Origin of the sequence: Pseudomonas putida (assembly GCF_016406145.1) — a bacterium.
Taxonomy (GTDB): Bacteria; Pseudomonadota; Gammaproteobacteria; order Pseudomonadales; family Pseudomonadaceae; genus Aquipseudomonas; species Aquipseudomonas putida_E.
This window is the reverse complement of record NZ_CP066306.1, coordinates 4270719-4297487: the sequence shown is the minus strand read 5'-3', so window position 1 is coordinate 4297487 and position 26769 is coordinate 4270719. Positions and strand designations below refer to the sequence as shown.

The following is a 26769-nucleotide window of genomic DNA, read 5'->3' as shown; positions in this document are numbered from 1 at the left end:
GTCAGGCCTGCACGAATGTGCTGAAGTCGAGCTGCTCGCCGCCCGGGCGGGTGTCGCGCAGCAGCGAGTCACGGTCGGCGCTCAGCGCCAGGCTGATGGTCGAGCGGCGCTTGCCAGCATTGCGCACCTCCATCTGCTCCTGATGCGCCTTGAGGAAGTTGGTCGGGACCTTCAGGTGCTGCAGTTCGTCGCTTTCAGGGGTGTGCAGCAGCAGGTTGACCCAGTCGGGTTGGCCCTTGCGCAGCAGCGCCACCGGTACTTCGAACCACCACAGGTTGCGTTTGGGGTCGAGGATGGCGAACAGCGTGTTGGCACTGGTGAGCACCGGCTTGGCCAATGCTTCGTTGCGCCGGGCGATGGCGGCGGGTTTGTCGAGTTTCATGCAGGTTCCTGCGGTGTGACGCTATAAAGGGCTGCATTGTGAGGGGTGGCGGGTAGCGGAGCAAGGTTTGATGGCCTCATCGTCGGCGTGCCGGCGATGAGGCCAGCTACCCTAGCGGCGAAGCGGCTGGCTCAACTCGGAGGTCGCGCCGTCGGCCGTAGTCACAGTGGCGGTAAAGCTGCGCACCCCATCTGCATTCTCCAGCACCTGGGCAAACTGCGCCTGCCCCTTGGCATCGCTGTTCACCAGTACTTCCCCCAGGTACTGCTCAGCCTCAGTGCCTTGTGCCTGGGCATTGCCAAACACCTCGACCCGCAGCAGGCTCGATGCCGGCCCCTGCACTTCGCCGCGCAGCACATTGTCGTTCAGGGCCAACAGCCGTGGTGCCTGCTGGTTGTGGTTGGGCAGCGGCTGGCAGGGTTTGGGCTGGCCCTTGGCATCGCAGATCACTGCCTGGTCCTTTTTCGGCAGGTCTGCACCGACCCCGCGTGAACCTACGTACAGTGCATGGGCCTGGGCTGGCACGCCAAAAACGATGGCGCCCGTGCGCTGATCCGGTACGCAAGAGCCGCCAGCTTCGCAGCGGCGGATATCCAGGCTGTTGCCCCAGATCCGGTTACCGGTCAGGCGCGTGGTGGTGACCTCCGGCTCCGGGCGCAGCGCCACGCCGATGCGGTTGCCGTGGATCAGGTTGCCGTCGAGGATATTGCCTGGGCCGGTGACGCTGACGCCGATCGAGTTGCCGCTGAAGGTATTGGCCCCCAGATAGTTGCGCTTGCCCCAGTTGATCTGCAGGCCGTCGGAGTAGTTCTCGAAGCGGTTGCGTACCACGCTGTTGTCGTTGCCCAGCAGAATCTCGATGCCCTGGGACGGCTCCGGGTTGGCTGCAGTCGAACGGAACAGGTTGTCGGCCACCAGGTTGAACGCCGCGCCGCGAGTCAGCTCCAGGCCATCGCCATTGTCGATCAGCTGGTTGCGCAGCACCTTGTTGTTGATCGTGGTGGTGGCCGTGGGGTTACCGGCACCGTCATCGCCGGTCAGCATGATACCGGCACCGCCCTTGTTGGCGACGATGCGGTTGTCTTCGATAACGTTGTGGCTGGCGCGGTTGACCAGGATGCCGATGCAGAAGTTGCGCACTTCCAGGCCACTGAGGTGTACGCCCTGGGTGTCGCGCAGCACCAGCCCGGGGTTGGTCGTGGTGCGCACGTTGGTGCCGAACTGGCCGGGCAGGGCGCCGGGGCAGGTGCGTACTCCCTGGTCATTTATGTAGCCGGCGCCGTCGATGGCGACGTATTGGCCGTCGCGTGCCCAAGGCAGGCCGGTGATCTGCACCGGGCCTTTGATTTCAGGCAGGGCGCGGGTCGGCCGGATGACAAACGGGGCTTTGCCGACCGCGTCGATTTCGATGCGGTAGTGGCCGGGGTTCTGGTTGCTGGTTTCGATCGCCCAGCGCAGGGTCCCTGGCTGGCCGTCGTCGGTGTAGCGGTCGACCCGCAGAATTTCGGTGGCCGGTGCGCCAGCAAGCGCGGGCAGGGGCAGCAGCGGTAGCAAGGCTGCCAGCAGGGGCATCAAACGCATGGGTGCAGGGTTCCGTAAGCTGTTGTTTTTATAAGCATGCAGCCTCTATAGGGCTGCCGTTTGCCCGCGATTCTAGGGCAGCAGGGCGGCGTTGCGCAGACGTAGGTAGCCGATTCAGTGCGGTATTCGCCCGCATATTTACCGCTCGGCTTGAGATTGCAAAAATGTTTGAAACTCCTGAACTGGCCGCTGGGTCCACCTTTTGTCGACACGGATCACGTGTCTCCATTTGCAGGAGATTTGCCATGAGCGGCACTAAAGACAAAGTCAAAGGTATGGCCAACGAAGCAGTGGGCAACATCAAGCAAGGTGTTGGCAAAGTCACCGACAATGACAAGCTGCGCGCAGAAGGCAAGGCCCAGGAAATCAAGGGCGAAGGGCAGCAAATCAAGGGCGACGTCAAGGATGCTGTGAAAAAGCCTTGATCACGTTATGACTGCAGCCCCGTCGCCAGCAGACGGTGATGGGGCTGTTGATCAAGACTGCGAATTTTCTTCAAGTCCAGCAGGGAGCAGCACACCAGTCGCGTGGTCTATTAGACTTCCCTGATGTACTGATCAAGCGGCGAAAGGAGACGCTATGATTTTTCCCGACCTGGGTGGCTTGCCCCTTCACCGCATTCTGGTGCGCACCGTCAAGGAATTCCTTGACGACGAGATGTCCACCTACGCCTCTGCGCTTGCTTACCAGATGCTGTTTTCGTTGTTCCCGTTCCTGCTGTTCCTGATCGCACTGATCGGTTTTCTGCACCTGCCGGATTTCTTCTCGTGGCTGCGCATGCAATCGGAACTGGTATTGCCGCCCCAGGCGCTGGAACAGGTCAACCCCGTCATCGATCAGTTGCAGCAGTCCAAAGGTGGCCTGCTGTCGGTGGGTATCGTCATCGCGCTGTGGACTGCCTCTGCAGGCGTACGGCTGATGATGAGTGCCATGAATGCCGCCTATGACGTGCCCGAAGGGCGCCCGGTGTGGAAGCGCATCCCGTTGTCGATTATCTATACCGTCGGCATTGCCGGTATGTTGCTGGCGGCGGCAGCGTTGATGGTGCTGGGGCCTCAGGTGATGGAGTGGATCGCCGCGCAGATCGGCATGCAAGAAGTGATCGTCACGGTGTGGACGATCTTGCGTTGGCCGGCGATCATCATCCTGATGATGGTGGCGGTGGCGGTGATCTACTACGTGATGCCCGACGTGAAACAGAAGTTTCGCTTCATCACCCCAGGTTCAGTGCTGGCGGTGGTGGTCTGGATCATCGCTTCGCTGGCCTTCGCTTACTATGTGAAGACTTTCGCCGACTACAACGCCATGTATGGCAGTATCGGTGCGATCATCGTGTTGTTGTTGTATTTCTACATTTCTGCTGCCGTATTGTTGCTGGGCGCGGAGATGAACGCTGTGATCGAACATATGTCCGCTGAGGGCAAAGACCCTGGCGAAAAGGATTTCGAGGGCGATAAACCCAAGGAAACCCTGACCGTGCTCGGCCATGAACATCCGGTCGAGCCCCAGCCTACCGAGCCGAACCCGCGATGATCCGTGACATTCTGAAGATGGGCGACGAGCGTTTGCTGCGCGTCGCTGCACCCGTGCCAGAACACCTGATCGGCAGCGCCGAACTGCAGCAGTTGATCGACGACATGTTCGAGACCATGCGCCATGTCGGCGGTGTGGGGCTGGCCGCACCTCAGGTCGGCATCGACCTGCAACTGGTCATTTTCGGTTTTGAGCGCAGCGAGCGTTACCCGGATGCCGAGGCGGTGCCACAGACCATTCTCCTCAACCCGGTGATCACTCCGCTGTCCACCGAGATCGAGGAGGGGTGGGAAGGCTGCTTGTCTGTGCCTGGCCTGCGCGGGGTGGTGCCTCGCTACAAGCACATCAGCTATGAGGGCATCGACCCGCAGGGCAACCCGGTCAACCGGGTTGCCGACGGGTTTCATGCGCGCGTGGTACAGCATGAATGCGACCACCTGATCGGGCGGCTGTATCCTTCGCGGATTCAGGATTTCGCCAAGTTCGGTTACACCGAGGTACTGTTCCCTGGGCTGGACGCCAGCGACGACTGACCATGCACCATCGCCATCAGCCGTTTGCTGCGTTGGTAGCGTGCCAGGCGTGACCCCAGCGTTTCAGGCAACATGTTCGCCGGGGAGAAACCCAGACGTTGGTAAAAGGCTTCGAGGTCCGGGTGGCAGAACAGCCACGTTGGGCCACGACCTTCGGCCAGTGCTGCATTGACCAGGCGCGCGGCCACACCCTGGTTTCGCCACTCTGGGGCTACCAGCAGCCCGGTGAGCCACCGGCCACCGGCAACAGCGCTCAAGCTCAAACCAGCAACGATTACGCCGCTGCGCGCCACCCACAACTCACCGTCGCCGGCCGCACGCATGCGCGATCCCTGCTGTCGATAGAAGTGGTCTAGCAGCCGCCGTTCAAGGTCGGTTAATGGGGTGCAGAGGAGTGGAGTCATGGTATTCCGGTGGCAAACAGCTCTAGCCCAATGATTTCGGGCCATCAACCCGTTTCGCTTTGTCGCAGATTGTTGCAAAAGCTGCAAGGGTGAATGTCCGAGTTCGGGGTTCAACTATTCCAGGCCGGGAGTAGAATTTCACATATCCCCCCTGGCAGTACGACAAAGCGGGATCGGTACTTCGTGTCATCTTCGCAGTTGATGACAACTTCTCCGCGCCATTGACGGCATATGAAGTCAATCGATCAGCTTGATTGATTTAAAGGCCAAACATCCATGAAACCATTACTGATTCTTGCATTGGTCGGTATGTCCTCGTTCGCCCTTGCCGATGAGGCCAAACCCGTCTCCACCGAGCCTGTGGCCCAGCAGTACGACTATTCCATGAACCTTGACATCAAGCGGGTGATCAACCTGTCGACCATCCCCAATGTCTGTGAAGTGGTGCCTGCGACCATGACCTATGAAGACCATCAGGGCCAGGTGCACACCATTCAGTACCGCGCCATGGGCGAAGGTTGCCAGCAGGGTTGATGGTTCTGCGTTAGCGGCCTTTTCGCACCGGGCAGTAGCGAAGAGGCTGCTTACCTCACCCTCTGTTCATTGACCGGACAGGACCTGCCGTACTACCTCCAGCCCTCGTTTCAGTTCAGCCCGGCTGCCTGCCGCCGACAGGCTGATGCGTACGGCTTGCACCTCGCTTGCGCCAATGGCGAAGACACTCGCCGGGACGACTTCCACACCTTGCTCACGACACTGCTTTACCACCGCCTCAGCCCCCTGCGGCGTGCCCAGCCACGCGTGGGGTGAAGGCTGACCTGCGTTGTGTAGCCCATCACCCAGCAGCCTGCGTGCCAGGCGCCAGCGCTCGGCAAGTTCTGCTTTCTGCCAAGCCAGCCGCCGGGCGGCGGTACCGTCATCGATCCATTGGCAAGCGACATGCAAGCCCAATGGCGACACCGGCCAGTGGCTTGCCTGGGCATGCGGGTCGACCTGTGACAGCAACTTCGGGCTGGCCACGATCCACCCCAACCTCAAGCCTGCAGCCACGGTCTTGGACAGGCTGCTGATGTAGATCCCTTGATCGCCCAATAGCGGGTAGAGCGGCGGCCGGTCGCTGAGTGCGCCATACACATCATCCTCGATCACCAACAGCCCCAGGCGTTTGACTACCCCAGCGATTGCCTCGCGGCGAGCATCATCCATGCAGGCGCCCGTGGGGTTGTGCAGGGTGGGTGTGGTCACCAGCACGCGGGCACCGCTGGCGCGCGCTACCCGGTCCAGGTCATCGGGCCGCAGGCCTTGGTTGTCCAGTGCGACGCCATGCACGGGCAGACGCAGTTGCCGGCAGGCGGCCTTGATACCCGGAGCGGTCAGGGCTTCAAGCATGACGGGCTCACCCGCCTGGCAGAATGACTGCAGCACCAGTGCCAGCGCCTGCTGGGCTCCGCCGCACAGCAACAGCTGGTCGGCCGACAGGGCCAGGCCGCGATTGCCCAGCCAGTGGGCGCCGCGGATGCGCCCCAGCAGCAACTGTTCGGGGCCCAGGTAATGGTCGAGCAAGCCGTGGTTCTGACCTTCCAGCAGCCTGCGCAAGCTGTCGTGCAGATCATGATTGTGCGGATCGGCAACCGGTACATTGGTCGACAGGTCGATCAGCCGCGTTTGCCCTTCGCAGTGTTTCAGACGAAACAAGGTCGCTTCCTTGCTCCCCGCCAGCACATAGGTACCGCGGCCCACCTCACCCGCAACCAGGTGGCGAGCGGCGGCTTCACGGTAGGCCTGTTGGGTGGTGCTGGGGTTCAGGCCCAGTTTCCAGGCCAGGCGCCGTTGCGGCGGCAGGCGGTCACCGACCTTGAGTACGCCGCTCTCGATGGCGTTGCCTATAGCGTCGACCAGTGCCAGATACCGGGGTTGATCATCGTCGACGAGCTGCGGGATCCACACGAAATTGCTACCCATGCAATATAAGGTTGTACCCATACAATGCCCCGCGCTTAGGATCGGATCAACCACCTACCGAAAAGGGATGATCGCCATGTTCGACCTTGCCGCCCTGCGCGAAGCCGCCGATTTCGTTCACCAACATGTACCTGCCACGCCCCAGCACGCCTGGCCGTTGCTGGCTGAGCGGCTGGGTTGCGAGGTGTGGGTGAAGCACGAAAATCACGCACCCACCGGGGCCTTCAAGGTCCGGGGCGGTCTGGTCTATGTGCGCTCGCTGCTGGCGGGCGGCGATCCACCCCGCGGGCTGGTCACCGCAACCCGTGGCAACCACGGGCAAAGCATGGCCCTGGCGGCACGGCAGGCAGGCATTGCGTTGGTCATCGTAGTCCCTGAGGGCAACTCCACAGAGAAGAACGCCGCCATGCGCGCACTGGGTGCCGAGTTGGTCGAGTACGGTGTGGATTTCGATGTGGCCCGTGAGGAAGCCGCGCGGCTGGCTGAGGTGTTGGGGTATGCCATGGTGCCTTCGTTCCACCCGGAGTTGGTACGGGGCGTGGCCACTTATGGCCTGGAGCTGTTCGAGGCTGTGCGTGACCTTGACTGCGTTTACGTGCCGATCGGCATGGGTTCAGGTATTTGCGGGCTGATCCAGGCGCGTAACCTGCTGGGTTTGAGAACCCAGATCGTCGGTGTGGTGTCCAGCGCCGCCGATGCCTATGCCCAGAGCTTCGAGCAGGGCCATATCGTCACCACTGCCACTGCCGAAACCTTCGCCGATGGCATGGCTTGCCGGGTACCCCATCCGCAAGCCTTTGCCCTGGTGCGCGAGCACGCTGCGCGGATCGTGCGGGTCACCGACAGTGAAGTCGCCGAAGCCATGCGGGTTTACCACGAGGCCACGCACAACACTGCCGAAGGTGCAGGCGCCGCAGCGCTGGCGGCGTTGATGCAAGAGCGCGAACAGCAGGCCGGCAAGCGCGTGGCTGTGGTGTTGAGCGGAGCGAACGTGGACCGGGCGCGGTATGCGCGGATTCTGGGGGGTAATGAAAGATCCTGAATGAATATCTTGGAATAAGTGCTATCTTATTTTGATAGCATTTTCCCATGAATACTCGATACCGAAAAATTCTCGACGCTATCCTGAGGACGCCAGCAACGTCGTCACTAGCCTTTTCCGAGATTGAAACGCTGGTGCTGCACCTCGGGGGGCAGGTACTGGAGCGGCAAGGCTCCCGGGTCAAACTGGTGCTTGGCGGCCAGTGCTGGAGGTGCCATCGTCCCCATCCAGGCAAGGAGGCCAGGCGGTATCAGATTGAAGAGGCCCGCGAATTCTTGCTGCGGGCAGGAGTGAAATGATGAGTTGCATGCGCTACAAGGGCTATGCCGCCCGTATTGAATATGATGAGCGTGATGATATTTTCGTCGGCCGCGTGCTGGGGATCCGCGACATCATCAGTTTCCACGCAAGTTCTGTCCCGGAACTGCATGAGGCCTTCCGTCATGCGTTGGAGGACTACCTGGCCGATTGCGCGGAACAGGGCATCACTCCCGAAAAGCCGGCATCGGGGAAGGTCATGCTGCGTATCCGGCCCGAAATCCATGCCGCTGCCAGCGTTGCTGCCCGTGCGGCAGGCAAAAGCCTGAACCAGTGGGCCGATGAGGTGTTTGAACAGGCGGCGCTGGCCTGATCGAATACTTGTTCTTCCAATCCCGCAATCACTCATGGCAGGCTCTACGGCGCTCATTTACCCGCCATCGAGTATTCAATGCCTTTCTCCAACGGTTTCCTCCTCAGCCTGTCCCTGTGTCTTGATATCGGTGTGGCTAATATCGCCATGATCACCCTGGCCATGCAGCGCGGTTTCCTGCAAGGCTTCTGGCTCGGCCTGGGCACGTGTGTCGGTGACCTGGTGTACGCAATTGCAGCGCTGGCCGGCATGACCGTGTTGCTGCAGTTCGAGAGCGTGCGCTGGGCCTTGTGGCTGGGTGGTTCGGCGCTGCTGGTGTGGTTCGCGCTGAAGATGCTGCTGGCGGCCTGGCGTGGCGGGCATATGGAAGCGCGCAGCGAGGTGGTGGCGGAATCGGCCTGGCGCGAATTCATGCGCGGTATCTTCCTGGCCATGTCGTCGCCCACCGCCATTCTATGGTTCGCCGCCGTCGGTGGCGTGCTGATTTCCCGCTCCGGTGGCGGTAGCCTGCTGGAGGCCGGTTTGTTTCTCAGCGGCTTTTTCGCCGCAGGGCTGGTCTGGTGCCTGAGCCTTTGCGGCATCGCCAGCCATGGTGGGCGTTTGCTCGGTGACCGTTTGCTGACGTGGTCATACCTGCTCTCGGCAGCGATTTTCTGTTATTTCGCGGTGTACGTGATCGTTTCGGGCTATCGCGAATTCATACTGGCCAGCCCGGGCGCGTAGGCAGCTACAGGGTGCCGCCGCACCTATCAGTCTTTTTCCTCCCTGTTGTCGATTTCCCGCTCTCTCGTTCGACCAGTGTTGAAGGCGCCGAGTACCGGCGCCACCAGCACTTCGGAGAGCCCCTCATGATACTCAGGCCGAAAGCGAAATCCGTGAACTGATCGAACGCTGGATGCAAGCGGTGCGTGATCGTGACATCCCAGGTATCACCGCCCCCTATGCCGACGACATCGTCGCCTTCGATGCGATCAAGGAACTGCAGTTCAAGGGCAAGGCCGTGTACCAGGCACATTGGGAAATGTGCATGGGCTTTTGCACCGGCCCGATGACTTTCGAGTTGGCCGAACTCACGGTGTACGCCGATGGCGAGCTGGGCCTGGCCCATTGGCTCAACCGCTGCGGTCCGTCGGATGACGAAAGCCAGTGCGGTTTCATGCGTGTCACCGTTGGCTATCGCAAGACCGCTGGCCTGTGGCGGGTCATCCATGAACACTGGTCTGCGCCTTTCGACGTGGAAACCCAGAAAGCGCTGTTTGATCTCAAACCCTGATCAGCTATCGCCAAACGCACTTTGCCAATGCCGTGGAGATCACCATGAAATACCTGTGCCTGGTCTATTGTGACGAGGGGCTGCTGCACAGCCTGCCCGACAGCCCCGAAGACGCCGAATGCATGGCTTACGCCGAGTCGCTGCAGCGCTGTGGGCGCATGCTCGCGGCCGAGGCGCTGAAACCGGTGCAGACCGCCACCACGGTACGCATGCGCGGTGGCCGCATGAGCCTGACCGATGGCCCGTTCGCCGAGACCAAAGAGCAGCTTGCGGGTTTTTACCTGGTCGATGCCCGCGATCTCAACGAGGCATTGAACATTGCCAAAGGCATCCCGGCCGCACGGGTCGGCAGCGTTGAGGTAAGGCCCGTGCGCGAACTGCAACCCTGACCGCAATGGAGAACAACAAGAATGAGCCTTGCCCAACCTGCGCAAGCGCAACACGAGTTGGCCATCAGCCGCCTGATCGACGCCCCGCCCGCCAAGGTGTTCCGTGCCTGGACCGAACCCCATTGGCTGATGCAGTGGTGGGGGCCGCATGGCATGACCACGCCGGAATGTGAAATGCAGCTCTGGGTCGGCGGCCTGTTTCGCACCTTGATGCGCGCCCCCGACGGTACCGACTACCCCACCCAGGGTGTGTTCCTGGAGATCGCCGCGCCACGTCGGCTGGTGTTCACCGATGCGTTCGGGCCAGGCTGGGTGCCGTCTGCCAAGGCCTTCATGACCGCAGTGGTGACCTTTGACGAGGAACACGGCAAGACCCGTTATACCGCACGCGCCTGGCACTGGAGCGCTGCCGACTGCACGGCCCATGAAGAAATGGGTTTTCACCAGGGGTGGGGAGAAAGCCTGGACCGCCTGGTGGAGGTGGTGACCCAGCGGATGCCGGACTGATGGCAACGCTGGTGCAGGTACGCGCCGAGATCGAGGGGGTTTACCGCCGGGACTCGCGGCGTATCCTGGCGACGCTAATCCGCCTGCTGGGGGATTTCGACCTGGCAGAGGAGGCCATGCATGATGCCTTCTTCATTGCCGTCGAGCGCTGGCAGCGCGACGGTATCCCCCAAAATCCACGTGCATGGCTGGTGTCGACCGGCCGTTTCAAGGCCATTGACGCGGTGCGGCGCCGTGCGCGTTTCGACCGTTCGCAGGCTGACCTGATCATGCTCATCGAGGGCCAGGGGCAAGACCCCAGTGATGAGGAGTTGCTCGCCGACGATCGCCTGCGGCTGATCTTCACGTGCTGCCACCCGGCTCTGGCTGCCGATGCGCAGGTGCCTTTGACGTTGCGCGAAGTCTGTGACCTGACCACTGAGCAGATCGCCCGTGCCTTCCTGCAGAGCCCGGCGGCCATTGCCCAACGCATTGTGCGCGCCAAGGCCAAGATCCGCGACGCACGCATTCCTTATCAGGTGCCGGAGCTGCACGAATTGCCTGAGCGCCTGGAAAGCGTGTTGCGGGTGATTTACCTGGTGTTCAACGAGGGCTATTCGGCGTCTTCTGGTGAGGCTTTGGTACAGCAGGCGTTGAGTGACGAAGCGATTCGCCTCGGTCGCTTGCTGGTGCAGTTGTTACCGGACCCGGAGGCGGTCGGTTTGCTGGCGCTGATGTTGCTGCAGGCGTCACGCCAGCACGCGCGTAGCGATGCCCAAGGCAATCTGGTGCTGCTCGAGCAGCAGGATCGCAGCCTGTGGGACGGTGCGCAAATCAGCGAAGGTTGTGAATTGGTGCAGCTGGCGTTGCGCAGCCGCGCGTTCGGTGCCTATACGGTGCAGGCGGCGATTGCAGCGGTGCATGCGGAGGCGGCGAGCGCCAGTGAAACGGACTGGGCGCAGATTGTCGGCCTTTACGATGTGCTGCAGCGGCATTGGCCATCCGCAGTGGTTGCACTCAACCGAGCGGTGGCATTGGCCAAGCGGGATGGCCCGCAGGTCGGGTTGGCGCAGGTTGAAACAATTCTGGCGACTGGCGAGTTGCGCGACTATCACCTGGCGCATGCGGCAAGGGCGGAGCTGCATTACCAGTTGGGTCAGATAGAAGAGGCCCGTGCGGCCTGGCGCCAGGCGCTGGAGTTGACGCGTCAGGCGCCGGAACGGCGGCATATCGAGGGAAAGCTGCAGGCGTTGGAATGACCCGGCAGCACCGGCCCTGTCGCCGGTACTGCCTGAACCCATCAGCTTGCGACAAAATTGGGCGGCGATACCAGCTCTACCGTCTGCTGCTTGCGCGGCGCCAGGATCTCTGCCTCGCCCTCTACAACCAGCTCATCGTTCTGGTTGTACACGTTGGTGGCGATGCGCACTTTGAACTTGGGCAGCTTCTCGAGGATTTCCAGGCGCACGGTCAGGGTGTCGCCGATTTTCACCGGCTTCTGGAAGCTCATCTTCTGGCCCAGGTAGATGGTGCCGGGGCCGGGCAGGGTGCAGGCTACTGCCGCGCTGATCAGCGCGCCGCTGAACATGCCATGGGCAATGCGCTCACGGAACATGCTCTTGGCGGCGAATTCGGCATCCAGGTGCACCGGGTTGTGGTCACCGGACATCGCGGCGAACAGCTGGATGTCGCGTTCTTCCACAGACTTTTCGTAACTGGCCTTCTGGCCGACTTCTAGAGCTTCGTAAGGCGTGTTGGTGACCTGGGTCATTGGCGCTTCCTTGATGGGCGGACAAGGCCGTTATCATTCACTGCGGGCAGGGCGGCCAAGGGCCAGCGCCTGCTCCAGCCACGCGAGTATATCGGCGGTGACCTCGTCCCGATTGAGTTCATTGAGCACTTCGTGCCGCGCCTGGGGGTAGACGCGCAGTTGTACATGTCGATTGCCGGTCGCGCGCAGGGCGTCGGCCAGATGGGTGAGACGCTTGCCGGCACTCACCGGATCACATTCACCGCCAATCACCAGTAGCGGCAGGTTCGGATCGATCTGCGCGAGGTTCTTCGCCTGGCTGATCTGCGCCAGGCCGAGCAGCAAGTCTAACCACAACTGGTTGCTGCAGCGAAAACCGCACAGCGGGTCGCTGACGTATTTATCCACCTCTTCAGGGTTGCGGCTGAGCCAGTCGAAGGCGGTACGGGTGGGTTTGAACGATTTGTTGAACGAGCCGAACGACAGCCATTCGATCAGCGCACTCTTGCCCAGGGGCCCTTGGCGCCAGGCCTCCAGCCGGGCGATCAGGCGCGCCATGCGATACAGCGCCGGCGGCTGGAAATTGGAGCCACTGAGGATCGCCCCGTGCACGCTGCCACTGTGATGCATCAGGTAAGCCTGGGCGATATAGCTGCCCATGCTGTGGCCGAACAGGAACAGCGGTGTGCAGGGGAACTGCTGGCCGATGTGCTGCGTGAGCAGGGCCAGGTCGTTGACCACGGCATTCCAGCCATATTGCCGGGCGAACAGGCCGAGGCCGCCCAGCTCAGCTGTACGGCCGTGGCCGCGCAGGTCCGGAGCCAGCAGCGCATAGCCGGCAGCGCTCAGCGTTTGGCCCAGGTGCTGGTAGCGCCCGGCATGTTCGGCCATGCCATGCGCCAGCAGCACTACGGCCTTGACCGGCGTGGCCGGCAGCCATTGGTGCACGTACAGGCTGCAATGCTCGCTGGCCGGCAGCCAGAAGGCGTCGTAAGGCATGGCGGATCCTTTGCGCTGGGTACGAGCACAGTGTATGCGCAAGTGGCCGGATTGCAGGAAGGGCACAAATAAGATTCACAATGTTAATGGCGGCACTTGGCATATATGCCACCTCAGGCTTACCTGCTAACGTCGGTTGAACGCCTTTTTGCCATCAGGCAAAGGGATTACAGGCTAAGAGCGGGTTCAGGCAGAGGAACAATAATAAATGCAAGCCGACTTCTGGAATGACAAGCGCCCGGCGGGCGTGCCTTCCACCATCGATATCCATGCGTACACCTCGGTCGTCGAGGTTTTCGAGCGCTCCTGCAAGCGCTTCGCCGACCGCCCGGCGTTCAGCAACCTGGGCAAGACCCTGACCTATGGCGAACTCGACCGCCTTTCGGCGGCCTTTGCTGCCTGGCTGCAGCAGCATACCAACCTGGTGCCGGGTGACCGCATCGCCGTACAGATGCCCAACGTGCTGCAGTATCCCATTGCGGTGTTCGGCGCCCTGCGCGCCGGGCTGATCGTGGTCAACACCAACCCGCTTTACACCGAGCGTGAAATGCGCCACCAGTTCAAAGATGCCGGTGCCCGCGCCCTGGTGTACCTGAACATGTTCGGCAAGCGGGTCCAGGAGGTGCTGCCCGATACCGGCATCGAATACCTGATCGAGGCGAAGATGGGCGACCTGTTGCCCATGGCCAAGGGCTGGTTGATCAACACCGTGGTCGACAAGGTAAAGAAAATGGTCCCGGCCTATCATCTGCCGCAGGCCATCTCGTTCAAGCAGGCACTGCGCGAGGGCGCGGCGCTGAGCCACAAGCCGGTAACGCTGAGCCTCGACGACATCGCCGTGCTGCAGTACACCGGCGGCACCACGGGCCTGGCCAAGGGCGCCATGCTCACCCACGGCAACCTGGTGGCCAACATGCTGCAGGTGCTGGCGTGCTTTTCGCAGCATGGCCCGGACGGGCAGAAGCTGATCAAGGAAGGCCAGGAGGTGATGATCGCGCCGCTGCCGCTCTACCACATCTATGCCTTTACCGCGAACTGCATGTGCATGATGGTCACCGGCAACCATAATGTGTTGATCACCAACCCGCGCGATATCCCTGGCTTCATCAAGGAACTGGGCAAATGGCGGTTCACCGCACTGTTGGGGTTGAACACCCTGTTCGTGGCGCTGATGGATCACCCGGGCTTCAGGCAGCTGGATTTCTCGGCGCTCAAGGTGACCAACTCTGGCGGTACGGCACTGGTCAAGGCCACCGCCGAACGTTGGGAGAGCCTGACCGGCTGCCGCATTGTCGAGGGCTACGGCCTGACAGAGACTTCGCCAGTGGCCAGCACCAACCCTTATGGCGAGCTGGCACGCCTGGGTACCGTGGGCATACCGGTTGCAGACACCGCGTTCAAGGTGATCGATGATGAGGGCAATGAACTGCCGCTCGGTGAGCGGGGCGAGTTGTGCATAAAGGGCCCGCAGGTGATGAAGGGGTACTGGCAGCAACCCGAGGCTACGGCGCAGACCCTGGATGCCGATGGCTGGCTGAAAACCGGCGACATTGCAGTGATCGACCCGGACGGCTTCACGCGTATCGTCGACCGCAAGAAGGACATGATCATCGTCTCGGGCTTCAACGTGTACCCCAACGAAATCGAAGACGTGATCATGGGTCACCCGAAGGTGGCCAACTGCGCCGCCATCGGCGTGCCGGACGAGCGTTCGGGCGAGGCCGTCAAACTGTTCGTGGTGGCCCGTGAGGGCGGGCTCAGCGTCGATGAACTCAAGGCCTACTGCAAGGCCAACCTCACAGGTTACAAAGTGCCCAAGCACATCGTGCTGCGCGAGTCGTTGCCGATGACACCGGTGGGCAAGATCCTGCGTCGCGAACTGCGCGACATCGCGTAAGGGAGGGCGAGCTTCAAGCTTCAAGTTTCAAGCTGCAAGAGGGGGCGTGCGCCGCTCTAGCTTGCAGCTTGCCGCTTGAAACTTGGCGATCTAAGTCAAATACTCTAAAAATGACTTGTATTGTTCATTGAGTCATTTTTGTGACTATAAGGCCTGATTTGGCCTCTAGGCGACCCTTGGCAAAGCTGTTACTCTCGGCCCGCTTTCAGATGATTCGGTTTGCAACGAACCGCCATCTCATATCAATAATAAACGCATCGACGCGTAAATCGAACTTCGCTGTTGCTGAAGGAGTGGGCTTGCATGATCGACCATTTTTGGAAGGATAAATACCCAGCCGGGATTACGGCGGAAATCAATCCTGACGAATTTCCCAATATCCAGGCGGTACTCAAGCAATCCTGCCAGCGCTTTGCCGACAAACCGGCCTTTAGCAACCTGGGCAAGACCATCACCTACGGCGAGTTGTATGCCCTGTCGGGCGCTTTTGCGGCCTGGCTGCAGCAGCACACCGACCTCAAACCGGGTGATCGCATTGCCGTCCAGCTGCCGAATGTCCTGCAGTACCCGGTAGCGGTGTTCGGCGCCATGCGCGCCGGGCTGATCGTAGTCAACACCAACCCGCTGTACACCGCGCGTGAGATGGAACACCAGTTCAACGACTCCGGTGCCAAGGCCTTGGTATGCCTGGCCAACATGGCTCACTTGGCCGAGAAGGTTGTACCCAAGACCCAGGTCAGGCACGTCATCGTCACTGAAGTGGCGGACCTGTTGCCACCGCTCAAGCGCCTGCTGATCAACAGCGTGATCAAGTACGTGAAGAAGATGGTGCCGGCCTACAACCTGCCGAAGGCCGTGCGCTTCAACGATACCCTGGCGCTGGGCAAGGGCCAGCCGGTGGCCGAGGCCAACCCGCAAGCCAATGATGTGGCCGTGCTGCAGTACACCGGCGGCACCACAGGTGTGGCCAAGGGCGCAATGCTGACGCACCGCAACCTGGTGGCCAACATGCTGCAGTGCCGGGCGCTGATGGGTTCGAACCTGCAAGAAGGTTGCGAGATCCTCATCACGCCGCTGCCGCTGTACCACATCTATGCCTTTACCTTCCATTGCATGGCGATGATGCTGATCGGCAACCATAACGTGCTGATCAGCAACCCGCGTGACTTGCCGGCAATGGTCAAGGAGCTGGGCAAGTGGAAATTCAGCGGCTTCGTCGGCCTCAACACCCTGTTCGTTGCCCTGTGCAACAACGAGGCGTTCCGTGCGCTGGACTTCTCGGCATTGAAGATCACCTTGTCCGGTGGCATGGCGCTGCAACTGAGCGTGGCCGAGCGCTGGAAAGCCGTCACCGGTTGCGCCATCTGCGAAGGCTATGGCATGACCGAGACCAGCCCGGTAGCGGCGGTCAATCCGTCCGAAGCCAATCAGGTCGGCACCATCGGTATCCCGGTGCCCTCGACCCTGTGCAAGGTCATCGATGACAGTGGCAGCGAACTGCCATTGGGCGAGGTGGGCGAGCTGTGCGTCAAGGGGCCGCAGGTGATGAAAGGCTACTGGCAGCGTGAAGATGCCACCGCCGAGATCCTCGACAGTGACGGCTGGCTGAAGACCGGGGACATTGCCCTGATCCAGCCGGATGGCTACATGCGCATCGTTGACCGCAAGAAGGACATGATCCTGGTCTCGGGCTTCAATGTGTATCCCAACGAGCTGGAGGACGTACTGGCTGCCCTGCCGGGTGTGCTGCAGTGCGCTGCGATCGGGGTGCCGGACGAAAAGTCGGGCGAACTGATCAAGGTGTTCATTGTGGTCAAGCCGGGCATGACCGTCACCAAGGAGCAGGTGATGGAGCACATGCGTGCCAACGTCACCGGCTACAAGGTGCCGCGTTACATCGAGTTCCGCGATGCGCTGCCAACGACCAACGTGGGCAAGATCCTGCGCCGCGAGTTGCGTGATGAAGAGCTGAAAAAGCAGGGTTTGAAGAAGATCGCCTGATCGCTCACCATTGCCTGGCTATATTTGCAGCATGCTGAAAATCTGGGGCCGCTTTGCGGCCCTTTCGCGACACGAGGCCGCTCCTACAGGGGGAGCGCAATCAGCGCAGTTTTTCCAGCATCTGGTAGTACCACATCCCCGCCGCCAACAGCGGATTACCCAGCAGGTCCCCCATCGGCACCTTGATGTGCTTGCACCCGGCAAAGGTATCGAACTTCTCCAGTGTCCCGGTCAGCGCCTCGGCCATGATTTCGCCCATGATGTGGCTGGTGGCGATGCCGTGCCCCGAATAGCCCTGGCAGTACCAGACGTTGTCCGAAAGCTTGCCCAGCTGCGGTATGCGGTTGACCACGATACCCATCGCGCAGCTCCACTGGAACTCGATCGGCACCCCTTTGAGGGCCGGGAAGGTGCGCTCGATGCACGGGCGCAGTTCACCTGCGATATCACGTGAATCCTTGCCCGAATAGTTGGCGCCGCCGCCGAACAGCAGGCGTTTGTCGGCAGTGAGGCGGTAGTAGTCGAGGACGAAACGGCAGTCGTACACCGCCAGGTCCTGGGGGTTGATCTGTTCGGCCAGTTCACCCAGCGGCGCGGTGGTGACGATGCCACCCATGGCGGGGAAGATCTTGCCCTTGAGCTGACGCTTTTCCAGTTTGTGGTAAACGTCGCCGGCCAGCATCACCTGGCGTGCTTCGATTCGGCCTTGGGCAGTGACCACTGCAGGGCGCGGGCCGTGCACGATGTCCAGCACTTCGGAATTCTCGAAGATCAGCGCGCCCAGTGCATGGGCTGCACGCGCCTCGCCCAGGCACAGATTGAGCGGGTGCAGGTGCAGGTTGCGCAGGTTTTTCAGCGCACCCAGGTACAACGGGCTTTGCAGGTGCTCGGCAACCGCGTTGCGGTCGAGCATGTGCACCTGGTCACCCATGCCGCGGCGCTGCGCTTCGGCTTCGAAGGCGCGCAGCTCGTTGAGGTGTGACGGTTTCATCGCTGCATGCAGGTGGCCGCGCTTGAGGTCACAATCGATGCCATAGCGCTCGACCCGCTGCTCAATGATCTGGTGCCCGCGCCAGCGCAGGTGCCAGATAAAGTCATCCACTTCGCTGCCCAGGCGGTCGCGCATCTGCGTGCGCATGGCTTCGTCGCCCGAGAGGCTGCCGGTAACCTGGCCGCCGTTACGGCCGCTGGCGCCCCAGCCGATGCGGTTGGTTTCCACCACCGCCACCTTCAGGCCGCGCTCGGCCAGCTCCACGGCGGTGGCTACGCCGGTGAAACCGCCGCCGATAATGGCTACGTCGACCTGCACGGTGCCCTTGAGCTGCGGGTACTGCGTGTGGTCGTTGAGGGAGGCACTGTAGTAGGACGGCGCGCGCTGGGCCGGGCCGTTGTTCACTGCTGCGTTCATGGGTGTTCCTTATTTTGAATAGGGTGAGGCTCAGGCCTGGTGCAGGTACCAGCGCCAGTCCTGTTCGCTGACTTCGGCCATGAACTGGCGATACTCGGCGCGCTTGACCTTCAGGTACACCCCGAGAAAGTCCGCACCGAGTGCTTCGCGTGCCCACGCCGAACGCTCCAGTGCGTCGAGGGCAGTCAGCCAGTCGGTGGGCAGGTGCTCGGTGGCCTGGGCATAGCCGTTGCCTTCGACCGGAGTACCCGGGTCGAGTTGCTCGCGGATGCCGCGGTGGCTGGCAGCGAGAATCGCCGCAGCGGCCAGGTACGGGTTGGCGTCGGCGCCACAGATGCGGTGTTCGACATGGCGGCTGTTGGCCGGCCCGCCGGGCACGCGCAAGCTGACTGTGCGGTTGTCGACACCCCAGGTTGGCGCCAGCGGTGCATAGCTGTTGGCCTGGAAACGACGGAACGAGTTGGCGTTGGGGCAGAACAGCAGCAGCGAGTCGCGCAGGTGGCGCAGCATGCCGGCAACCGCTTGGCGTAGCAGCGGGGTGCCGGCCTTGTCTTCGCTGGCGAACAGGTTGTTGCCGGCGCTGTCGGCCAGGCTCAGGTGCATGTGCATGCCGGTGCCGGCCAGTTGCGCAAAGGGTTTGGCCATGAAGCACGCCTGCATGCCGTGGGCGTGCGCCACGCCTTTGACCAAGCGCTTGTAGCGCACGGCCTGGTCCATCGCTTCCAGGGCATCGCCATGCTCCAGGGTGATTTCCACCTGGCCGGGGGCGTACTCCGAAATCGCCGTGCGGGCCGGGATGCCCTGGGCTTTGCAGGCCGCGTAAAGGTCGGCGAGAAACGGCTCTATCTGCTCCAGCTCACGCAGGCCATACACCTGGGTGCTGCGCGGGCGGCCGCCGTCGTTGTCCAGAGCCGGTTGAGGACGGCCCTGGGCGTCACGCTGCTGGTCGAGCAGGAAGAACTCCAGCTCGCATGCCATTACCGGGTGGTAGCCATCGGCCTTGAGCGCGTCGATGGTGCGCAACAGCACATGGCGCGGGTCGGCGACACTGGCCGGCAGGCCTTCGCTGGGGTGCATGCTGACTTGCACGGCGGCGGTCGGCACGCGGCGCCACGGCAGGCGCACCAGGCTGCCCTCCATGGGGTAGGCGCGGCAGTCGATGTCGCCGACGTCCCAGACCAGCCCGGAGTTTTCCACGTCATCGCCGTTGAGGGTCAGGCCCAGGATGGTACTGGGCAGCGGGCGGCCGCTCTGGTAAACCGCCAGCAGCTCGTCGCGGTGCAGCAGCTTGCCGCGCGGCACGCCGTTGGCGTCGAGGATGAACAGTTCGAACAGCTCGATATCGGGGTTTTCGGCAAGGAAACGTCGGGCGTGTTCAACAGGTGCAAAGTGCATGAGGGATTCGCTCGTGTGCATACAGGACCGCAGCTTGGCGGCGGTCCGGCTGAGTCAATCGGCCGAAAGGTGGCCGGGCTTTGTCAGATGCGCGAGTGAAGTGTCCGGTGGGCGGGCGTGGCGGCAATGCCAGAGGGCCCAGAAGGCCAGGATCACATGGACCAGCGGATTTTCACCGGCGCAGATGCGGGCCTTCGGTAGCGAAGGGCGCGACAGCGGCGGGGCGATGGGCTGGAAGGGGATCATGCGTTGGATACTCACATGCAGCGTCAGGTTGATTAAAGCAGTGAATGGCAACCTTCACTCTGGTATCGGCTAAACATTCGCGGGGGGCGGTACAGACAGCAAAAAGCCGGCAAATCTGCGACAATCGCGCATCCTTTGAATGCCGATCATGCAAAAGCAGGCTCACCTGCATCACTAAAAAGCCCCATGACTGACCACGCCATCGACAAACTGCTGCAAAACCTCGACCACGCCATGATCGCCGACCGCCATCGCCTGCGCCGGCAACTGCATGAGCTGCGCAAGCGCCCCGACGAGGCCAAGCTCGCGCAGTGGGTGGAAAAGGTCCAGGCGTCTTGCGCCCAGGTGACCGCGCGCCAGCACAGTGTGCCGCGCATCCGCTACGACGACAGCTTGCCGATTGCCGCCAAGCGTGACGAGATCAAAAAGGCATTGGCCGAAAACCAGGTCCTGGTGATTGCCGGTGAGACCGGTTCGGGCAAGACCACCCAGCTACCCAAGATCTGCCTGGAGCTGGGCCGCGGCAGCCACGGCCTGATCGCCCACACCCAGCCACGGCGGATTGCGGCGCGCAGCGTTGCTGCCCGTGTGGCTGAAGAGCTTGGTACACCGCTGGGCGCCCTGGTCGGTTACCAGGTACGGTTCGAGGACCAGAGCGACGCCAACACCTTGGTCAAGCTGATGACCGACGGCATCTTGCTGGCCGAAACCCAACATGACCGCTTCCTCGAGCGCTACGACACGATCATCGTCGACGAGGCGCACGAGCGCAGCCTGAACATCGATTTCCTGCTCGGCTACCTCAAGACCCTGCTGCATCGCCGCCCGGACCTGAAGCTGATCATCACTTCGGCAACCATCGACCTGGAGCGCTTCTCCAAGCATTTCGATGGTGCGCCGATCATCGAGGTGTCCGGCCGTACCTATCCGGTGGACACTTGGTATCGCCCGCTGACCAGTGAACAGGACGAAGAAGGCAACCAGGTCGAGGACGACCTCACCGTCGACCAGGCGATCCTCGCCACCCTCGATGAGATCGCCCACCACGAGCGCAGCGAGGGCAAGGGCCCCGGCGACGTGCTGGTGTTCCTGCCGGGCGAGCGCGAGATTCGCGATGCCGCCGAGATCCTGCGTAAGGCCCAGTTGCGTCATACCGAGATCCTGCCGCTGTATGCGCGCCTGTCTCCGGCCGAGCAGCAGCGTATCTTCCAGTCGCACACTGGCCGCCGTGTGGTGCTGGCCACCAACGTGGCGGAAACCTCGCTGACCGTGCCAGGCATCCGCTATGTAATCGACACCGGTACCGCCCGCATCAGCCGCTACAGCTACCGGGCCAAGGTCCAGCGCTTGCCGATCGAAGCGGTATCCCAGGCCAGCGCCAACCAGCGTAAGGGCCGTTGCGGCCGTGTCGAGCCTGGCATTTGCATACGCCTTTACAGCGAAGAAGACTTCAACGGCCGGCCAGCCTTCACCGACCCCGAGATCCTGCGCACCAACCTGGCGGCGGTGATCCTGCAGATGCTGCACCTGCGGCTGGGCGCCATTGATGCCTTCCCGTTCATCGAGCCGCCGGATGGCAAGGCCATCAGCGACGGCTTCAACCTGCTGCAGGAGCTGTCGGCGGTCAACCGCGAGAACCAGCTGACGCCCCTGGGCCGTCAGCTGGCGCGCTTGCCGATCGACCCCCGGCTGGGCCGGATGCTGCTCGAAGGCGCCCGTCAGGGCAGCCTGCAGGAAGTGCTGATCGTCACCAGTGCATTGTCGGTGCAGGACCCGCGCGAGCGCCCGCCGGAGCGTCAGCAGGCGGCTGACCAGGCGCATGCGCAGTGGAAAGATGTGGATTCCGATTTTGCCGCACTGGTCAACCTGTGGCGTGGCTTCGAGGAGCAGCGCCAGGCGCTGACGGCCAACCCGCTACGCAACTGGTGCCGCAAGAATTTTCTCAACTATTTGCGCCTTCGCGAATGGCGCGACGCCCATCGTCAGTTGGCGCTGATCTGCCGTGACCTGCAACTGACGGTGAACAAAGATCCGTCCGACTACCAGAAGATGCACAAAGCCATCCTCAGCGGGCTGCTCAGCCAGATCGGCCACAAGACCGAAGACGGCGACTACCAGGGCGCGCGTCAGCGGCGTTTCTGGGTGCATCCGTCTTCAGGCATTGGCCGCAAGCGCCCGCAGTGGGTCATGGCCGCCGAGCTGGTGGAGACCACCAAGTTGTATGCGCGCATGGTGGCCAAGATCGAGCCCGACTGGATCGAGCCGCTGGCGACTCACCTGGTCAAGAAGAACCACTTCGAACCGCACTGGGAGAAGAAGCGCGGGCAGGTGGTGGCCTACGAGCAAATCACCCTGTACGGGCTGATCCTGGTCGGCCGCCGCCCAGTGCATTACGGTCCGATCGACCCGGTTACCTCGCGTGAGCTGTTCATACGCGAAGGGCTGGTTGGGGGCGAAATCCAGTCGCGAGCCAAGTGCCTGGCCGCCAACAAGCGCCTGCTTGAAGAGCTCGACGAGCTGGAAGCCAAGGCGCGTCGGCGCGACATTCTTGCCGATGAAGAAACCCTTTACGCCTTCTACGAAGCGCGCCTGCCAGCGGAGATCCACCAGACCGCGACCTTCGACAGCTGGTATCGCATGGGCAGCCAGAAGGATGCGAGCCTGCTTATCATGCGTGAGGAAGACGTGTTGGCCCGTGAGGCCAGCGAAGTCACTGCGGCGCAATACCCGGACAGCCTGCAGGTCGGCGAGCTGCGCCTGCCGCTGAGCTACCACTTCGAACCAGGCCACCCACGCGACGGCGTGACTGTAAGGGTGCCCGCGCCGCTGTTGCCAAGCCTGCCGGGCGAGCGCCTGGAGTGGCTGGTGCCGGGCTTGCTCGAAGCCAAGTGCGTGGCGCTGGTGCGCAACCTGCCCAAGGCCCTGCGCAAGAACTTCGTGCCGGTACCGGATTTCGTCAAGGCATCGCTGGCACGCATGACGTTCGGCCAGGGGGCCTTGCCTCAGGCCTTGGGGCAGGAGCTGTTGCGCATGACCGGTGCCCGTGTGTCCGATGAGGCCTGGGCAGAGTCGGTAGGCCTGGTCGAAGGGCATCTGCGCATGAATATCGAGGTGGTCGATGGCCAGGGCAAGTTCCTCGGCGAGGGCCGCGACCTGGCCGAGTTGACCGCACGCTTTGCTGCCGCCAGCCAGGCAGCGCTGGCGGTGCCGCGCGACGACAAGGGCGCGCAGCCGGTGCAGGCCAAGGCCTTCAGTGAAGTGAAGCAGACCGCCCAGCAGAAGATCGCCGGGCTGTCGATGACGGTGTACCCGGCATTGGTGGAAGAGAGCGGCAGCGTGCGCGAGGGGCGTTTCTCGACCCAGGCCGAAGCCGAGTTTCAGCATCGCCGTGCCTTGCAGCGCCTGTTGCTGCAACAGTTGGCAGAGCCTGCCAAGTTCCTGCGCGGCAAGCTCCCCGGGTTGACCGAACTGGGCTTGCTGTACCGCGAACTGGGCCGCGTCGAGGCGCTGGTGGAGGATATCCTGCTGGCCAGCCTCGACAGTTGCATCCTCGAAGGGGAGGCCACGCTACCGCGCGATGGCGCAGCATTGGCCGGGCTTGCCGAGCGCAAGCGCGGCAGCTGGGCCGAGCATGCCGAGCGCCTGGCCCGCCAGACGCTGGAAGTGCTCAAGCTGTGGCACAGCCTGCAGAAGCGTTTCAAAGGCAAGATCGACCTGAGCCAGGCGGTGGCGCTGAACGACATCAAGCAGCAGTTGGCCAACCTGGTGTATCCGGGCTTCGTGCGCGAGACGCCTTCGGCCTGGTTCAAGGAGCTGCCGCGCTACCTCAGGGCGGTGGAGTTGCGCCTGGAGAAGCTTGGCACCCAGGTGCAGAGGGACCGGGTGTGGAGTGGCGAGCTGACCAACCTCTGGGCCCAGTACAAGGCCCGTGCCGACAAGCACGCCCAAGAGGGCAAGCGCGACGAGCAGCTGACCTTGTACCGCTGGTTGCTGGAAGAATATCGGGTGTCGCTGTTTGCCCAGCAATTGGGCACGAAAGTACCGATTTCTGACAAGCGTCTGAGCAAACAGTGGTCTCAGGTGGAAGCCTAAACCCCGCAAGTTGTGGCAATATTGAGGCAATTTGGGGCCGCATTGCGGCCCCTTGCGGGTTCAACCTGCGCCATGAACTTGGTACTAAAGTGCTATTACTCCAGCCAGCGCCCTGTGGCGATGGCCTTTGACCAGAGGAACGATCGTGCATAACGTCGTGATCAGCGGCACCGGCCTGTATACCCCGGCCCAGAGCATTTCCAACGAAGAACTGGTGGAATCCTTCAACACCTGGTCGCAGCAGTTCAACCGCGACAACGCTGCCGCCATCGAGCGCGGCGAGGTCGAAGCTGCGCCGCTCTCCGACGCCGCCTTCATCGAGAAGGCCTCGGGCATCAAGAGCCGCTTCGTCATGGACAAGGCCGGCATTCTCGACCCGCAGCGCATGAAGCCGCGCCTGCCGGAGCGTTCCAATGACGAGCAGTCGATCCTTTGCGAGATGGGCGTGGCCGCTGCCCGTCAGGCGCTTGAGCGCGCCGGCCGCACACCTGCCGATGTCGACGGTGTGATCGTCGCCTGCTCCAACCTGCAGCGCCCGTACCCGGCCATCGCCATCGAAGTGCAGCAGGCGCTGGGCATCCAGGGCTTCGCCTTCGACATGAACGTGGCTTGCTCCTCGGCCACTTTCGGTATCCAGACCGCAGCCAACAGCGTGCAACTGGGCCAGGCCCGTGCGTTGCTGGTGGTCAGCCCGGAGATTTGCACCGGGCATCTGAACTTCCGTGACCGCGACAGCCATTTCATTTTTGGTGACGCCGCCACTGCCGTGCTGGTCGAGCGTGCCGACCAGGCCACCTCGGCACACCAGTTCGATATCCTCGGTACCAAGTTGCAGACCTCGTTCTCCAACAATATCCGCAACAATTTCGGCTTCCTCAACCGTGCTGCGGAAGAGGGCGTCGGTACGCGGGACAAGTTGTTCGTGCAGGAAGGCCGCAAGGTATTCAAGGAAGTCTGCCCGATGGTCGCCGAGCTGATCGGCAAGCACCTGGGCGAGAACGATCTGCAGCCCTCCGACGTCAAGCGCTTCTGGCTGCACCAGGCCAACCTGAGCATGAACCACCTGATCGTCAAGAAGCTGCTGGGGCGTGAAGTGGCTGAGGAAGATGCACCGGTCATTCTCGACCGTTATGCCAACACCAGCTCGGCAGGGTCGGTGATTGCCTTCCACCTCTACCAGGATGACCTGGCCAAGGGTTCGCTGGGCGTGTTGAGCTCGTTTGGTGCGGGTTATTCGATTGGTAGTGTGATCCTGCGTAAACGCTGACAGTTGGCACAGGCCCTGCGCCGGCTTGCCGGCGGTGGGGCCTGTGCGTTTCTCGCAGGCAAAAAAAGGCAGGAAATGCCGGATGGGGTCGGCATTTCCCGCCTTGAGTGAAGCTAAGGCGTTGCAGCTTAGAACTTGGCTTCCAGGTCCACCTGCAGCGTGTCGACATCGGCATCGCTGTTCGGCAACTGCGACAGGTCGGTCTTGGCCATCAGGTAAGCGGCGCCCAGCGAGAAGTTCTTGTCGATTTCATAACCGACCTTGAACTTGTGGCCGCGCGAGCCGGTGTAACCGTTGCCGAAGTCGGAGTCGGTGAACAGGCTGACCACGGCGTTGCGCTGAACATCGCGGTAGTTGTAATCCAGGCTCCAGGCGCCGACTTTGGTCTTCAGGCCAGCCAGCCAGGCCTGGTCTTCGCCATCGGTGCTTTCGGTGTTCTTCACGTACTGGCCATACGCCGACAACGGGATGGCGAGGCCGGTGAAGTCCAGCTGGCCGAAGCCTTCCACCAGGTTGAACTCGTTGGTGGTATTGCCGAACGACTGCAGGATGGTCGCTTCCTTGTCGTTGTCGTAGCCATAGATGCTCGCGCCGACAGTGAGCTTGAGCACATCGGCCGGGGCGAACTTGGCGCCCAACTGGCCGTGGTAGACCTGGGCGTCGTGCTTGTACTGCACGCCGTCGCCGTCCACGTTGTCCTTGAGCGTGTACTGGCCCGCGCTGGCGAAGACTTCGGCGCCGCCGAGGTCTGTCTTGTAGGTGGCGGCAACGCCTTCCGGGTTGATGTCGCCGTCCCAGATGATGTCACCCATGCTCACCCAAGGCTGTGCCATCTTGCCGCCGATCAGGTGCAGGTTCGGTACTGCGGTCGGGTGCCAGTCGAGGTAGGCCTGGTCGACCCACAGCGATTTTTTGTCGAAGTAGTTATCGAAACTCTGGTTGGTCGAACGGCGGTCTGCGCTGCTGCCGGTGGCGATGCGGATGCCTGCGTCGACTTGCGGGTTGATCTCGCTGTAGAAACCGACGCGGGCGCGAACGCGCTGGCGGTCCTGGTTGCCGCTGCTGCTGTTCGGGTCGTCGACGTTGACGTCCTCGTAGCGCAGACGTATGTCGCCTTTGACCTGGGTCTTGGCGGCCCATGCCACTTTCTGTTCGAAGGAGCTCATGCGTTCTGACTGAGCTTTCTGGTCGGCCTTTTCCTTGGTTTCTTTTGCCAGGTCACCTTGCAGTTCGTTGTACTGCGCCTGGTTGATCGAGCCATTGGCGCGGAGCATTTCGAGCAGCTTGGCGTCGACAGCCGCACTGGCCGGAGTACTCAGAGCCAGCATCATGCCGGTGAGGCTCACTCCGGTAAGTGTAGAAACAAGACGCATAAGGTTCTCCCTACTGAAAAATATTGGGGAGGCTCAGCGTCCACCCCCATGTTGGCATGTCTTCGGAAAGGGCCTGAATAGACAGGTTCTAGGGTTCCGGAAAACAGGCGCAAGTATTGCGGGGG

Annotated in this window: 25 protein-coding genes; 15 read left to right on the top strand and 10 right to left on the bottom strand. The window is 62.1% G+C overall.

What is annotated here, in order from left to right:
- Position 1: 1 nt before the first annotated feature.
- Both JET17_RS19615 and JET17_RS19610 read right to left on the bottom strand, forming a co-directional pair.
- The gene (locus JET17_RS19615) at positions 2–382 is read right to left on the bottom strand and encodes a hypothetical protein (protein WP_012315687.1); all 381 of its coding nucleotides are present in this window, start codon (positions 380–382) and stop codon (positions 2–4) included.
- Between the two features lie 111 nt (positions 383–493).
- A complete protein-coding gene (locus JET17_RS19610; RefSeq protein WP_012315686.1) occupies positions 494–1963 on the bottom strand; it encodes a right-handed parallel beta-helix repeat-containing protein in 1470 nt (489 codons plus the stop codon).
- Positions 1964–2208: 245 nt separating this feature from the next.
- On the opposite strand from JET17_RS19610, the gene JET17_RS19605 reads away from it, so the two are divergent.
- From JET17_RS19605 to def, 3 genes are all read left to right on the top strand, one after another.
- Entirely contained in the window at positions 2209–2388 is a 180-nt protein-coding gene (locus JET17_RS19605) for a CsbD family protein (RefSeq protein WP_012315685.1), read from the top strand.
- A gap of 154 nt (positions 2389–2542) precedes the next feature.
- Entirely contained in the window at positions 2543–3496 is a 954-nt protein-coding gene (locus tag JET17_RS19600; protein ID WP_012315684.1) for a YihY/virulence factor BrkB family protein, read from the top strand.
- On the top strand, positions 3493–4029 hold the full coding sequence (def, locus tag JET17_RS19595) for a peptide deformylase (RefSeq protein ID WP_012315683.1): 537 nt from the start codon (positions 3493–3495) through the stop codon (positions 4027–4029). Before JET17_RS19600 ends, def begins: the two co-directional genes overlap by 4 nt.
- On the opposite strand, the gene JET17_RS19590 is transcribed toward def, so the two are convergent.
- Positions 3984–4433 (bottom strand): GNAT family N-acetyltransferase, encoded by a 450-nt coding sequence (locus JET17_RS19590; protein WP_012315682.1) that lies wholly within the window; start codon positions 4431–4433, stop codon positions 3984–3986. The two genes, def and JET17_RS19590, sit on opposite strands and share 46 nt — an antisense overlap.
- 276 nt (positions 4434–4709) lie before the next feature.
- Here JET17_RS19590 and JET17_RS19585 point away from each other — a divergent pair, with 276 nt between their 5' ends.
- Positions 4710–4967 carry a DUF2790 domain-containing protein gene (locus JET17_RS19585; protein WP_008098787.1) on the top strand — a complete coding sequence of 86 codons (258 nt, stop codon included), beginning with the start codon at positions 4710–4712 and terminating at the stop codon, positions 4965–4967.
- A 66-nt stretch (positions 4968–5033) separates the two neighbouring features.
- Here JET17_RS19585 and JET17_RS19580 read toward each other — a convergent pair whose 3' ends face one another.
- Positions 5034–6395: a PLP-dependent aminotransferase family protein gene (locus JET17_RS19580; protein WP_012315681.1), complete on the bottom strand. Its 1362-nt coding sequence runs from the start codon at positions 6393–6395 to the stop codon at positions 5034–5036.
- 76 nt (positions 6396–6471) lie between these two features.
- Between JET17_RS19580 and JET17_RS19575 the strand changes: the two genes are divergently transcribed.
- The 7 genes from JET17_RS19575 (at position 6472) to JET17_RS19545 (ending at position 11475) form a co-directional block, all read left to right on the top strand.
- Positions 6472–7437, top strand: coding sequence for a threonine dehydratase (locus JET17_RS19575; RefSeq protein ID WP_012315680.1), 966 nt, complete (start codon positions 6472–6474; stop codon positions 7435–7437).
- Positions 7438–7735: 298 nt separating this feature from the next.
- Complete coding sequence (locus tag JET17_RS19570; RefSeq protein ID WP_039603657.1) at positions 7736–8068, top strand: type II toxin-antitoxin system HicB family antitoxin; 333 nt, start codon at positions 7736–7738, stop codon at positions 8066–8068.
- A 78-nt stretch (positions 8069–8146) separates the two neighbouring features.
- On the top strand, positions 8147–8791 hold the full coding sequence (locus JET17_RS19565; RefSeq protein WP_012315677.1) for a LysE family translocator: 645 nt from the start codon (positions 8147–8149) through the stop codon (positions 8789–8791).
- A 148-nt stretch (positions 8792–8939) separates the two neighbouring features.
- Complete coding sequence (locus JET17_RS19560; protein WP_269821437.1) at positions 8940–9341, top strand: YybH family protein; 402 nt, start codon at positions 8940–8942, stop codon at positions 9339–9341.
- A 44-nt stretch (positions 9342–9385) separates the two neighbouring features.
- Positions 9386–9730 (top strand): YciI family protein, encoded by a 345-nt coding sequence (locus JET17_RS19555; protein ID WP_012315675.1) that lies wholly within the window; start codon positions 9386–9388, stop codon positions 9728–9730.
- A gap of 21 nt (positions 9731–9751) precedes the next feature.
- Entirely contained in the window at positions 9752–10237 is a 486-nt protein-coding gene (locus tag JET17_RS19550; RefSeq protein WP_012315674.1) for an SRPBCC family protein, read from the top strand.
- Positions 10237–11475: an RNA polymerase sigma factor gene (locus JET17_RS19545; RefSeq protein ID WP_012315673.1), complete on the top strand. Its 1239-nt coding sequence runs from the start codon at positions 10237–10239 to the stop codon at positions 11473–11475. Before JET17_RS19550 ends, JET17_RS19545 begins: the two co-directional genes overlap by 1 nt.
- A 41-nt stretch (positions 11476–11516) precedes the next feature.
- On the opposite strand, the gene JET17_RS19540 is transcribed toward JET17_RS19545, so the two are convergent.
- The gene (locus JET17_RS19540; RefSeq protein WP_012315672.1) at positions 11517–11987 is read right to left on the bottom strand and encodes a MaoC family dehydratase; all 471 of its coding nucleotides are present in this window, start codon (positions 11985–11987) and stop codon (positions 11517–11519) included.
- A 33-nt stretch (positions 11988–12020) separates the two neighbouring features.
- Positions 12021–12965: an alpha/beta hydrolase gene (locus JET17_RS19535; protein ID WP_012315671.1), complete on the bottom strand. Its 945-nt coding sequence runs from the start codon at positions 12963–12965 to the stop codon at positions 12021–12023.
- A 208-nt stretch (positions 12966–13173) separates the two neighbouring features.
- Between JET17_RS19535 and fadD2 the strand changes: the two genes are divergently transcribed.
- Positions 13174–14862 carry a long-chain-fatty-acid--CoA ligase FadD2 gene (gene fadD2, locus JET17_RS19530; RefSeq protein WP_012315670.1) on the top strand — a complete coding sequence of 563 codons (1689 nt, stop codon included), beginning with the start codon at positions 13174–13176 and terminating at the stop codon, positions 14860–14862.
- Between the two features lie 303 nt (positions 14863–15165).
- Positions 15166–16863 carry a long-chain-fatty-acid--CoA ligase FadD1 gene (gene fadD1, locus JET17_RS19525; RefSeq protein ID WP_012315669.1) on the top strand — a complete coding sequence of 566 codons (1698 nt, stop codon included), beginning with the start codon at positions 15166–15168 and terminating at the stop codon, positions 16861–16863.
- A gap of 100 nt (positions 16864–16963) precedes the next feature.
- On the opposite strand, the gene JET17_RS19520 is transcribed toward fadD1, so the two are convergent.
- From JET17_RS19520 to JET17_RS27370, 3 genes are read right to left on the bottom strand one after another with little or no spacing between them, the layout of a single operon-like run.
- Positions 16964–18271 (bottom strand): NAD(P)/FAD-dependent oxidoreductase, encoded by a 1308-nt coding sequence (locus JET17_RS19520; RefSeq protein ID WP_012315668.1) that lies wholly within the window; start codon positions 18269–18271, stop codon positions 16964–16966.
- 30 nt (positions 18272–18301) lie between these two features.
- Positions 18302–19666 carry a glutamine synthetase family protein gene (locus JET17_RS19515; protein WP_012315667.1) on the bottom strand — a complete coding sequence of 455 codons (1365 nt, stop codon included), beginning with the start codon at positions 19664–19666 and terminating at the stop codon, positions 18302–18304.
- Between the two features lie 54 nt (positions 19667–19720).
- Positions 19721–19912 carry a hypothetical protein gene (locus JET17_RS27370; protein ID WP_012315666.1) on the bottom strand — a complete coding sequence of 64 codons (192 nt, stop codon included), beginning with the start codon at positions 19910–19912 and terminating at the stop codon, positions 19721–19723.
- A 186-nt stretch (positions 19913–20098) separates the two neighbouring features.
- On the opposite strand from JET17_RS27370, the gene hrpA reads away from it, so the two are divergent.
- Together hrpA and JET17_RS19505 are read left to right on the top strand one after the other, a co-directional pair.
- A complete protein-coding gene (hrpA, locus tag JET17_RS19510; RefSeq protein ID WP_012315665.1) occupies positions 20099–24004 on the top strand; it encodes an ATP-dependent RNA helicase HrpA in 3906 nt (1301 codons plus the stop codon).
- Between the two features lie 145 nt (positions 24005–24149).
- Positions 24150–25271 carry a beta-ketoacyl-ACP synthase III gene (locus JET17_RS19505; protein ID WP_012315664.1) on the top strand — a complete coding sequence of 374 codons (1122 nt, stop codon included), beginning with the start codon at positions 24150–24152 and terminating at the stop codon, positions 25269–25271.
- Between the two features lie 128 nt (positions 25272–25399).
- Here JET17_RS19505 and JET17_RS19500 read toward each other — a convergent pair whose 3' ends face one another.
- On the bottom strand, positions 25400–26644 hold the full coding sequence (locus JET17_RS19500) for a putative porin (RefSeq protein ID WP_012315663.1): 1245 nt from the start codon (positions 26642–26644) through the stop codon (positions 25400–25402).
- Positions 26645–26769 lie beyond the last annotated feature (125 nt).

What these genes read in the sequence shown, in the direction of transcription:
- JET17_RS19615 (WP_012315687.1), bottom strand. Translation starts at nt 382, where the DNA reads ATGAAACTCGACAAACCCGCCGCCATCGCCCGGCGCAACGAAGCATTG.
- JET17_RS19610 (WP_012315686.1), bottom strand. Translation starts at nt 1,963, where the DNA reads ATGCGTTTGATGCCCCTGCTGGCAGCCTTGCTACCGCTGCTGCCCCTG.
- JET17_RS19605 (WP_012315685.1), top strand. Translation starts at nt 2,209, where the DNA reads ATGAGCGGCACTAAAGACAAAGTCAAAGGTATGGCCAACGAAGCAGTG.
- JET17_RS19600 (WP_012315684.1), top strand. Translation starts at nt 2,543, where the DNA reads ATGATTTTTCCCGACCTGGGTGGCTTGCCCCTTCACCGCATTCTGGTG.
- def (WP_012315683.1), top strand. Translation starts at nt 3,493, where the DNA reads ATGATCCGTGACATTCTGAAGATGGGCGACGAGCGTTTGCTGCGCGTC.
- JET17_RS19590 (WP_012315682.1), bottom strand. Translation starts at nt 4,433, where the DNA reads ATGACTCCACTCCTCTGCACCCCATTAACCGACCTTGAACGGCGGCTG.
- JET17_RS19585 (WP_008098787.1), top strand. Translation starts at nt 4,710, where the DNA reads ATGAAACCATTACTGATTCTTGCATTGGTCGGTATGTCCTCGTTCGCC.
- JET17_RS19580 (WP_012315681.1), bottom strand. Translation starts at nt 6,395, where the DNA reads ATGGGTAGCAATTTCGTGTGGATCCCGCAGCTCGTCGACGATGATCAA.
- JET17_RS19575 (WP_012315680.1), top strand. Translation starts at nt 6,472, where the DNA reads ATGTTCGACCTTGCCGCCCTGCGCGAAGCCGCCGATTTCGTTCACCAA.
- JET17_RS19570 (WP_039603657.1), top strand. Translation starts at nt 7,736, where the DNA reads ATGAGTTGCATGCGCTACAAGGGCTATGCCGCCCGTATTGAATATGAT.
- JET17_RS19565 (WP_012315677.1), top strand. Translation starts at nt 8,147, where the DNA reads ATGCCTTTCTCCAACGGTTTCCTCCTCAGCCTGTCCCTGTGTCTTGAT.
- JET17_RS19555 (WP_012315675.1), top strand. Translation starts at nt 9,386, where the DNA reads ATGAAATACCTGTGCCTGGTCTATTGTGACGAGGGGCTGCTGCACAGC.
- JET17_RS19550 (WP_012315674.1), top strand. Translation starts at nt 9,752, where the DNA reads ATGAGCCTTGCCCAACCTGCGCAAGCGCAACACGAGTTGGCCATCAGC.
- JET17_RS19545 (WP_012315673.1), top strand. Translation starts at nt 10,237, where the DNA reads ATGGCAACGCTGGTGCAGGTACGCGCCGAGATCGAGGGGGTTTACCGC.
- JET17_RS19540 (WP_012315672.1), bottom strand. Translation starts at nt 11,987, where the DNA reads ATGACCCAGGTCACCAACACGCCTTACGAAGCTCTAGAAGTCGGCCAG.
- JET17_RS19535 (WP_012315671.1), bottom strand. Translation starts at nt 12,965, where the DNA reads ATGCCTTACGACGCCTTCTGGCTGCCGGCCAGCGAGCATTGCAGCCTG.
- fadD2 (WP_012315670.1), top strand. Translation starts at nt 13,174, where the DNA reads ATGCAAGCCGACTTCTGGAATGACAAGCGCCCGGCGGGCGTGCCTTCC.
- fadD1 (WP_012315669.1), top strand. Translation starts at nt 15,166, where the DNA reads ATGATCGACCATTTTTGGAAGGATAAATACCCAGCCGGGATTACGGCG.
- JET17_RS19520 (WP_012315668.1), bottom strand. Translation starts at nt 18,271, where the DNA reads ATGAACGCAGCAGTGAACAACGGCCCGGCCCAGCGCGCGCCGTCCTAC.
- JET17_RS19515 (WP_012315667.1), bottom strand. Translation starts at nt 19,666, where the DNA reads ATGCACTTTGCACCTGTTGAACACGCCCGACGTTTCCTTGCCGAAAAC.
- JET17_RS27370 (WP_012315666.1), bottom strand. Translation starts at nt 19,912, where the DNA reads ATGATCCCCTTCCAGCCCATCGCCCCGCCGCTGTCGCGCCCTTCGCTA.
- hrpA (WP_012315665.1), top strand. Translation starts at nt 20,099, where the DNA reads ATGACTGACCACGCCATCGACAAACTGCTGCAAAACCTCGACCACGCC.
- JET17_RS19500 (WP_012315663.1), bottom strand. Translation starts at nt 26,644, where the DNA reads ATGCGTCTTGTTTCTACACTTACCGGAGTGAGCCTCACCGGCATGATG.